The sequence below is a fragment of the Streptomyces sp. NPDC059452 genome, assembly GCF_042750035.1.
GTDB lineage: Bacteria > Actinomycetota > Actinomycetes > Streptomycetales > Streptomycetaceae > Streptomyces.
In genome coordinates this window covers 45,291-54,054 of the sequence record NZ_JBHYVE010000040.1, presented here as the reverse complement: position 1 = coordinate 54,054, position 8,764 = coordinate 45,291, and the positions used below count along the sequence as shown (strand labels likewise).

Sequence of the window (8,764 nt, the reverse complement as noted above, 5' to 3'; positions counted from 1 at the left end):
GGCCCCCCCCCGCCGGGGGGGCGGGGTTCACCCGGCGCGGCCCCGCCCCCACGGGCAGAAGACCGTGGTCCGGGGCCGCCGGATGCGCAAGAGGCCGGTCAGGGCGTGTACTTGTACCCCACCCGGCGGACCGTCTGGATCGAACGGCGGTGCTCCGCACCGAGCTTGCGGCGCAGCCGGGCCACGTGGACATCGACGGTGCGCCCGTCGCCCACGTGCCCGTAACCCCACACCGTCGTCACCAACTGGTCGCGGGTGTGCACCCGGTGGGGGTGCGCCACCAGGTGGGCCAGCAGCTCGAACTCCAGGTACGTGAGGTCGAGGGTGACCCCGTCGACGGAGGCCGTGCGCCGGGTCGAGTCGATCCGGACCGGGCCGGGCGACGGCGCCTCCGCGGCCGGCTCGTCCGCCACCGGCTGGGGGAAGGGCGCACGGCCCTGCCGGGCGTGCTGGGAGGCGGCGACCGCACCGGCGAGCGCGGGCTGCTGGTCGGCCGGCACGAGCACCAGGTAACCGATCATCGGCGGCTGGCCGGGCAGGGCGGGAAGCGTGTGCTGGGGAGCGGGCAGCCAGGTCGCGCCCGGCGGCAGGAAGTCGGCCACGTCGGAGAGCCGGGCGACCTCGTCACGGTCGACGGCGCGCAGTCGGTGGCGGTTGGGGGAGAGGGAGCGGGCGGTGGGGGTGGCCGCAGCGGGCGCCGGGGAGGCTGCGGTGGCAGCGGAAGCGGCGGAGAAAGTACGGGTGTTCGCCATGGAGGGTCAGCTCTTTCGCGCGAGGAGTCGTCGAGGGACGGACTTACGTCGTGCGCGCGGACCGAAGGCCGGGGTGAGCGGCTTTAGAGGGCCTGCGCGTTCCACGCGCGGCAACACACCCGGTCGAAATCATGGTGCTGACGGGAAGGCCAGAACGGCTCAAGGTCGCTGCGACCCGACGCGATGTACTGGAAGCTGGCCATGGCTCCATTGAAGCAGACATTGCGGCTGTGCATCAGACTCCTCTCACCCGTCGATACGGCGTCTTGACGTTACCTTCCTCACGCTGCGCTTTATCGCGCTCACCTTTCTTTCACCACGCCTTGTTCGAGCCACCTCGAACGGAACGCCTCGAACGGAACCTCTCAAACGGAACCTCTCGAACGGAACTTCTCGAACGAGCGGAGAAGAACAGGGAGGGGCCGCCGGTGATCCGGCGGGCCCCTCCCTGCGTGTACGGCTGCGGGATCAGACCTGGTCGGCCTTCTCCAGCGCGGTGCAGCACGTGTCGACGATCAGCCGCGTGACGACGTACGGGTCGACGTTGGCGTTGGGACGGCGGTCCTCGATGTACCCCTTTTGGTCCTGCTCGACCTGCCAGGGGATACGGACCGAGGCGCCGCGGTTGGAGACGCCGTAGCTGTACTCGTTCCACGGGGCGGTCTCGTGCAGACCGGTCAGCCGGTCGTCGATGCCCGCGCCGTAGTTCTTCACGTGGTCCAGCGGCTTGGAACCCTCACCCAGCGACTCGCACGCGGTGATGATCGCGTCGTACCCCTCGCGCATCGCCTTGGTGGAGAAGTTGGTGTGCGCGCCCGCACCGTTCCAGTCGCCCTTGACCGGCTTCGGGTCCAGCGTCGCGGAGACGTTGAAGTCCTCGGCGGTGCGGTAGAGCAGCCAGCGGGCCACCCACAGCTGGTCGGAGACCTCCAGCGGGGAGAGCGGGCCCACCTGGAACTCCCACTGGCCGGGCATGACCTCGGCGTTGATGCCGGAGATCCCGAGCCCGGCGGCCAGGCAGTTGTCGAGGTGCTTCTCCACGATCTCGCGGCCGAAGATCTCGTCCGCGCCGACCCCGCAGTAGTAGCCGCCCTGTGCGGCCGGGAAGCCGCCCTCGGGGAAGCCGAGCGGCCGGTGGCCGTCGAAGAAGGTGTACTCCTGCTCGATGCCGAAGATCGGGGCCTGGCCCGCGAACTGCTCGGCGACCGGACGCAGCACGGCCCGGGTGTTGGACTCGTGCGGCGTCATGTCGATGTTGAAGACCTCGCACAGGACGAGGACGTCGTCACCGCCCCGGATCGGGTCCGGACAGGTGAAGACGGGCTTCAGCACCCGGTCGGAGGCGCGGCCCTCCGCCTGGTTGGTGCTGGAACCGTCGAATCCCCAGATGGGGAGATCCGCCACGTCCTGCGACGGCGTGCCGTCCATGATCTTCGTCTTGGAGCGAAGCTTGGCGGTCGGCTCGGTGCCGTCTATCCAGATGTACTCAGCCTTGAACGTCACGGACGCCATCCTTTGCGGGTGCAGCGGTCTATGGCGCGCAGCTTGGCAAGGTGCGATTTCCCGTCCGTTGCCCGAGTGTGAACCCCGTGTTACCGAGGATTCCTGCGTTAAAAAGGGAGCCTTGTAGGGGCTCGTCCCACGTTGCCCTTGAGGAGCTCCGAGAACCCGGCGGCCCGGATCCGCCGCACCAGCTCCTCCCGGCTCACCCCCAGCGCCCCGGCCGCCCGGGACAGCTCCCAGTCCGCGCCCGCGAGGGTGTGCAGGAGGTAGCCGCGCCGGATCTGGGCATCGGAGAGCCGGAACGTCTTCAGGTAGGCGACCTGCCCCTTGTGGTCGGTGATCGTCTCCCCGATGTGCTGCCCGCTCCCGTCCCGGACGAACGGCGGCAGGAACCGCCACAGGGTGAACGACCCCATCCGGTACACCCGGTCGAACCCGTACGAGGAATCCAGCAGCTCCCGCGCGAACAGCCCGTCGTGCGCCTGTGCCCACGCCCGCTCCTGCCCCCGCGCCGCCGCCCGCAGATCGGCGAGCGTACGGATGTGCTCCCCGTCCCGGATACGCGCCCCGAACTCCGGGACGGGCGCTCCGTACAGCCCGTACTGGTGCACCAGCTCCCCGTACAGGTCCTCCACCAGCGAGGCGTGCAGCAGCCGGTAGTCCTCCGGGTGCGGCACCACGAACGCGGCGGCGAGCGCGTCGGAGACGTACACCATCACCCCGCACTGGTCCGGGTGGATCTCGAAGACCCGCAGCGCGTCCCCGAGCCCGCGCACCGACCAGCCGAGGTACGTGTCCTCCGCGCGCGGCGACAGCCCGCCGCGCAGCGCCCCGCGCGACCACTCCTCCCAGGCGGTCGAGGGGCCGCCGAAGTGCAGGGCGAGGTACCCCTCCAGGGCGAGGTGGAGCGGCAGGAACCGCAGCCGGTTGCCGGGGCGCCGCTTGGCCAGGCGGTGGTGGGCGAGCCTGGGCAGCCGGGCGGTGTGCGGCACGTCCCGAGTGCCGCCGAGCTGAGTCCCGTACGCGGCCGACTGCCCGCCCGCGCCCGGCACTTCGGGTCCTTCGCCGCCGCCCGACCAGTCGGCGACCAGCCCGTGGGGGATGTACGAGATGTACTGCGTACGGTGGTCGAGCTCGACGATCCCCGCGCCGAGCCCGTCGTACACCTCCCGGTGCAGCCGGAGCCCCTCCACCGGCGCCTCACGCACCAGCGGGACGAGCCGGACGCCGCCCCACACCTGCGCGGGCCGGGTGGTGAGCCCGGTCAGCTCCAGCCGGTTCACGATGCCTCCTCTTCCTCTTCCTCTCGCTCTTCTGCCCGGCCGGTCTCTCCCGCTCCGACGAACCGCGCCACCCGCCGGTCCAGATACGCGTACAGCTCCGCCGGTCCGGTCCGGCCCTCCGCGAACCGGGCGATCTCCACCAGCGCGGGCAGATCCTCCGCGTCCCGGATCCCGGCCGTCGGAACCCCCGCCGCGAGCCGCCGCACATCGAAACCGGCGGCGTCGTATACGGGGTTGACGTGCACCACGGCCGTCCGCCGCCCCGGGTCCAGCCGCTTGCGCCACACTCGCAGCACCTCGCCCGCGAGCCCCGCCGGGGCGTTGTCCCAGCCGTCCGAGACGATCACCAGCCGGTCCGGCACCGCACTGTCCGGTCCCGGCTCCAGCGCGTCCAGGATCCGCATCCCGAGCGGGGTCGGCCCCCATGGACGTACGAGCAGGGCATCGCTCCGGCCCGAGGTCCACAGCGCCCGGTACGCGCCCGGCGCCGCGAGCGCCTCCAGCAGGTAGTGGCAGGCCAGGGCCACGGCGAGCGGCCGCCGCCGCTTCTGCCCCGACCCGGACGAGGAGAAGCTGTCGTCCAGCACCGCGTGCACCCGGCCCCAGCTCCCGGCATGCCCGCCGGCGGCCCGGCGGGCGGCGGTGCGCAGGGCACCGGTCAGCTCGGCGCGGCGGGCGGCGCGCTGCTCGAAGGGGAGCGCGAGCACGTACAGCGCCAGCCGGGTCAGCGGCATCCCGGTCAGATCGATGTCCACGGTGGGCCGTCGGTCGCCCGCCACCCGCTGCTCCTGGGTGCGCAGCCGCTCCAGCCGGGTCATCCGGGGCGCCGCCCGCTCCAGGAAGACGGCACGCTTCATCCCGTGCCGGGCGGCGAACCCCTCCGCGACGCTGAACGGCAGCTCGGCCACGGCCCCCTGCTCGTAGTGGGCGCGCCGCCAGGCGTCCAGCAACGGGTGCTCGTAGCGCGGCAGCTTCCCCGGCCGGAACAGGAACTCCCCGACCTCGTACATGTGCGCCGGCCCTTCGGCGCAGCGCAGATGAACATGACGGGCGGCCGACTTCACCCCACCCCGGTACTTCACCGCGTCGTGCCCCAGATCCGGCCGGGCCGCCAGCCAGTCGCGCAGGATTGCCCGGGTGCGCCGGTTGTTGATCCCGGCCCGCCGCACCTCGCGGAAAAGACGGTAGACACGCTGCGGCGGCAGCACCGCCAGCCGTGCGGCGATCAGCCGCCCCTCGGCGCGCCGCTCCTCCGCGCTCGCCTCGCCCGCCGTCTCCAGCAGCCCGAGCACGATGCGGGCGGCGTTGTGGTCGTTGATGTCGAGGGCCAGGGAAGCGGCGTACACGCGGCGGTAATTGATCCGTACGTACGCATGCAGGAAGTCCAGTGACAGCTGCTGCCCGACGGCACCCGAACGGAACTCGCGCTGCCCGGTCGCGGTGATCGCCGCATTCACGAAGAGCAGGACGTCTTCGGCGGCGACTTCAGAGGCGAGATCGGTGCCGAGATCGGCAAGGTTTTCGGGCGTGCTCATGGTCTTCCCCCGGTGGACGCAGATGCCGGCCGGGGAATGGAGGCGCGAACAACGAAATCATCGCTTCAGCAGGCAAGTCTCGGAAGTCGCAGCCGAAGTCCCGCGGCCGGCTCAGGAAACGTATCCGGGCGACCCGGTTCTCCGCCACTTGATTCGGGCGGCACGGCGCGGTATCGGCACTTCGGGTGCACCGGGTGCACCCCCTCTCCACGCCCACCCCACCAGGCACACTGGCCCCCATGACCACACCCGCGGGCAGCACCACCCCCACCCCTACCGCCACCCCCACAACCACCCCCCTGCGCATCGGCCTCCTGGGCACCGGCCCCTGGGCGCGCAACACCCAGGCCCCCGCGCTCGCCGCCCACCCCGGCGTCGAGCTGAGTGGGGTGTGGGGCCGCCGTGCCGAGGCTGCGGACGTGCTCGCCGCAGCCCACGGGACCCGGGCGTACACGGGGGAGGCGGGCATCGACGCGCTCCTGGAGGCGAGCGACGCCGTGGCCTTCGCGCTGCCGCCGGACATCCAGGCCCCGCTCGCGGTCCGGGCGGCGGAGGCGGGCTGCCACATCCTGATGGACAAGCCGGTCGCGACGACGGTCGAGGGGGCCCGCGCGGTGGCGGAGGCGGCGGCGAAGGCGGAGGTGGCGTCGGTGGTCTTCTGCACACTCCGCTTCGCACCCGAGACCGCCGCGTGGATCGCCGAACAGGCGGCGGTGGGCGGCTGGTTCACCGCCCGCGCCCAGTGGCTGGGCTCGCTCTACGCCGAGGGTTCGGCCAGCGAGTACGCGGACTCGCCGTGGCGGCGGGAGAAGGGCGGCCTGTGGGATGTGGGCCCGCACGCGCTCTCGGTGCTGATCCCGGTGCTCGGCGAGGTCACGGAGCTGACCGCCGCGCGCGGCCCCGCCGACACCACTCACCTGATCCTGCGCCACAGCTCCGGCGCGTCCAGCACGGTGACCCTCGGCCTGAGCGCCCCGCCCGCCGCGGCGGGCATGGACATCGAGCTGCGGGGCGCGCACGGGACGGCCGCGATCCCGGGCTGGGACGGCGCGGAGACGGCGTTCCGGGGAGCGGTGGACGCGCTGGCCGAAGCGGTACGCACGGGGGTGCCGCACACCTGCGACGCCCGCTTCGGCCTCCGCCTGACGGAACTGCTGGCGGAGGCGGAGACCCAGGCCGGTCAGCACGGGGGCCTCACCCGGGTGAGGGGGCGGGTCCGGGCGGGCTGATCAGCCTGGGGCGGGTCACGGCCAGGCGGCCCGGCTCACCCGGAGGCAGGGCCCGTACGGGTCACGGCCGGGCGGAGGCGACCCGCTCACCCCGGAGGCAGGGCCCGGCACAGGGCCTCCAGCGCCTCGGGGTAGGCGTGTTCGGAGGGGGTCGCGTACCCCACGACGAGCCCGTCCCGCTCGCCCCCGGGCGGCTCCACCCCCGGGTGCCGGTAGTCCGCAAGACCCTCCACCGCGAGCCCTTGCCAGGCCGCGGCCCGTACCACCGAGCGCTCGGTGCCCGGTGGCAGCTCCACCACCGCGTGCAGCCCCGCCGCGATCCCGGTGACCCGGACGTGCGGCGCGCGGTGCTCCAGGGCCGCCACCAACTGGTCCCGGCGCCTCCGGTGGCGCTGCCGCATCCGGCGTACATGCCGGTCGTACGCGCCCGAGTCGACGAAGTCCGCCAGCGTCAGCTGCTCGGTGGCGCTGGAGAACTGCTCGCGCTCGCCCTTCGCCGCGACGACGGGCGCCACCAGCCGCTCGGGCAGCACCATCCAGCCGATCCGCAGGGTGGGGGAGAGGCTCTTGCTCACCGAGCCCAGCAGCACCACATGTTCGGGATCGAGCCCCTGCACGGCCCCCACCGGCTGCCGGTCGTAGCGGAACTCCCCGTCGTAGTCGTCCTCCACGACGAGCCCGCCCGTGGAGCGCGCCCAGTCGACCACCGCCGCCCGCCGCGCGGGGTGCAGGGGCCCGCCGGTCGGGAACTGGTGGGCGGGGGTGAGCAGTACCGCCCGGTCCCGGCGGGTCAGTTCGCCGACCCGGGCGCCGTCCTCGTCCACGCCCACCGGCCGGGTGCCGACCCCGTACGAGGCGAGCAGCCCCCGGTGGAACGGCAGCCCGTACGCCTCCGCCGCCCAGGGACCGCCCACCGCTCCCGCCAGCAGCCGCAGCCCGTGCGCGGCCCCCGAACAGAGCACGATGCGCTCGGGCGAGGTCCGCACCCCGCGCACCCGGGCCAGATACCCGGCGAGCGCCTGCCGCAGCTCGGGCCGCCCGTGCGGATCACCGGGCCCGAAGGCGTCGTTGGGGGCGGCGGCGAGCGCCCGGCGCGCGGAGGCCAGCCAGGCGGTCCGGGGGAAGGCGGCGGGGTCCGGCTGCCCCTGGACCAGGTCGTGGACCGGGCGGGAGGGGCGTTCGGGGGTGCGGGGGCGGTGGGCGGGGGTGATGGGCGCGGCCCGCTCGGCGACCCGGGTGCCCGAACCCTGACGGGCGGCGAGCCACCCTTCGGCGACCAGCTCCGCGTAGGCATCGGCCACGGTGTTGCGGGCCAGCCCGAGGTCGGCGGCGAGCGAGCGGTAGGGCGGCAGCCGGGTGCCGGGGGTGAGCCGCCCGCTGCGGACGGCCTCGCGGAGGGCGGTCATCAGGACGGCCCGGCGGTTGCCCGTCGCGGAGAGCTCCAGCGGCAGATCACTGCCCAGGATCTCCGCTGAATTGACCCATGAATCCGCCATCAGAGTGCACCCCGTAACCGGTCGCCTGTCCTCCTAGATTCGTACCCATGACGACGACGGAGATCAAGTCGAACGACCGCGCGACCGCCCCCGCCACCACCGTCCGGCTCAAGACGGGCTCCGGTACCGCTCGGCTCGATTTCGCCAAGGCCGCCCCGAAGGCCTTCCGGGCCGTGATCGGCCTGGACGCGGCGGCCCGCGAGGGGCTGGACCCGGCCCTGGCCGAGCTGGTCCAGATCCGCTCCTCGCACCTGAACCACTGCGCGTACTGCCTCCACACGCACACGACGGACGCGCGCAGGGCGGGGGAGAGCGAGGAGCGGCTGCAGATGGTCGCGGTGTGGCGGGAGGCGCCCCACCTCTTCACGGAGAAGGAACAGGCCGCCCTCGCCCTGACCGACGCGGTCACCCGGATCGCGGACGCCGGGGTCCCGGACGCGGTTCACGACCGGGCGGCGGCCCACTTCGACGAGCCGGAGCTGGCCCGGCTGCTGGCCCTGATCCTCACCGCCAACACCTGGAACCGGATCGCCCTCGCCACGGCGAAGCACGCGGGCACGGACGAACGCTGAGGGCCCCGTCCTCTGATGGCTACCGGCGCCCCAAGGCGTCCCGTACGGCTTCCTCGCTCCGGCCCACCACGGCGCTTCCGTCCTCGGCGGTGATGATCGGCCGCTGGATCAGCTTGGGGTGCTCGGACAGGGCGGCGATCCACCGCTCCCGCGAACCGGCCTCGCGCGGCCACTCCTTGAGCCCCAGCTCCTTGGCCACCGCCTCCTGCGTCCGCGTGATGTCCCACGGCTCCAGGCCGAGCCGGTCCAGGACGGCCCGGATCTCCTCGGGCGACGGCACGTCCTCCAGGTAGCGCCGGACGGTGTAGTCGGCCCCTTCGGCGTCCAGCAGGCTCACCGCACTACGGCACTTGGAACAGGCCGGATTGATCCAGATCTCCATGGGGCCAAGGTT

The 8,764-nt window shown here is 73.1% G+C and carries 8 protein-coding genes; 2 read left to right on the top strand and 6 right to left on the bottom strand.

The window, feature by feature from the left end:
* Positions 1-98: 98 nt before the first annotated feature.
* From ACFW9Z_RS33370 to ACFW9Z_RS33355, 4 genes are all read right to left on the bottom strand, one after another.
* Complete coding sequence (locus tag ACFW9Z_RS33370) at positions 99-752, bottom strand: winged helix-turn-helix domain-containing protein (RefSeq protein WP_384646836.1); 654 nt, start codon at positions 750-752, stop codon at positions 99-101.
* Between the two features lie 468 nt (positions 753-1,220).
* Positions 1,221-2,255: a glutamine synthetase gene (glnII, locus tag ACFW9Z_RS33365; protein ID WP_384646834.1), complete on the bottom strand. Its 1,035-nt coding sequence runs from the start codon at positions 2,253-2,255 to the stop codon at positions 1,221-1,223.
* A gap of 107 nt (positions 2,256-2,362) precedes the next feature.
* Positions 2,363-3,538, bottom strand: coding sequence for a hypothetical protein (locus ACFW9Z_RS33360; RefSeq protein ID WP_384646831.1), 1,176 nt, complete (start codon positions 3,536-3,538; stop codon positions 2,363-2,365).
* Entirely contained in the window at positions 3,535-5,073 is a 1,539-nt protein-coding gene (locus ACFW9Z_RS33355) for a hypothetical protein (RefSeq protein WP_384646829.1), read from the bottom strand. The genes ACFW9Z_RS33360 and ACFW9Z_RS33355 overlap by 4 nt, the downstream gene beginning before the upstream one ends.
* Before the next feature lie 239 nt (positions 5,074-5,312).
* Here ACFW9Z_RS33355 and ACFW9Z_RS33350 point away from each other — a divergent pair, with 239 nt between their 5' ends.
* Positions 5,313-6,302, top strand: coding sequence for a Gfo/Idh/MocA family protein (locus tag ACFW9Z_RS33350; protein ID WP_384646827.1), 990 nt, complete (start codon positions 5,313-5,315; stop codon positions 6,300-6,302).
* Between the two features lie 86 nt (positions 6,303-6,388).
* On the opposite strand, the gene ACFW9Z_RS33345 is transcribed toward ACFW9Z_RS33350, so the two are convergent.
* Positions 6,389-7,798, bottom strand: coding sequence for a PLP-dependent aminotransferase family protein (locus tag ACFW9Z_RS33345; protein ID WP_384646825.1), 1,410 nt, complete (start codon positions 7,796-7,798; stop codon positions 6,389-6,391).
* Between the two features lie 47 nt (positions 7,799-7,845).
* Here ACFW9Z_RS33345 and ACFW9Z_RS33340 point away from each other — a divergent pair, with 47 nt between their 5' ends.
* Entirely contained in the window at positions 7,846-8,370 is a 525-nt protein-coding gene (locus ACFW9Z_RS33340) for a carboxymuconolactone decarboxylase family protein (RefSeq protein WP_384646823.1), read from the top strand.
* Positions 8,371-8,389: 19 nt separating this feature from the next.
* On the opposite strand, the gene ACFW9Z_RS33335 is transcribed toward ACFW9Z_RS33340, so the two are convergent.
* Complete coding sequence (locus ACFW9Z_RS33335) at positions 8,390-8,752, bottom strand: arsenate reductase family protein (protein WP_384646821.1); 363 nt, start codon at positions 8,750-8,752, stop codon at positions 8,390-8,392.
* Positions 8,753-8,764: the final 12 nt, after the last annotated feature.

Bases quoted from the DNA above. Each gene is read 5' to 3' on its own strand.
- ACFW9Z_RS33370 (WP_384646836.1), bottom strand. From the start codon at position 752: ATGGCGAACACCCGTACTTTCTCCGCCGCTTCCGCTGCCACCGCAGCC.
- ACFW9Z_RS33355 (WP_384646829.1), bottom strand. From the start codon at position 5,073: ATGAGCACGCCCGAAAACCTTGCCGATCTCGGCACCGATCTCGCCTCT.
- ACFW9Z_RS33350 (WP_384646827.1), top strand. From the start codon at position 5,313: ATGACCACACCCGCGGGCAGCACCACCCCCACCCCTACCGCCACCCCC.
- ACFW9Z_RS33345 (WP_384646825.1), bottom strand. From the start codon at position 7,798: ATGGCGGATTCATGGGTCAATTCAGCGGAGATCCTGGGCAGTGATCTG.
- ACFW9Z_RS33340 (WP_384646823.1), top strand. From the start codon at position 7,846: ATGACGACGACGGAGATCAAGTCGAACGACCGCGCGACCGCCCCCGCC.
- ACFW9Z_RS33335 (WP_384646821.1), bottom strand. From the start codon at position 8,752: ATGGAGATCTGGATCAATCCGGCCTGTTCCAAGTGCCGTAGTGCGGTG.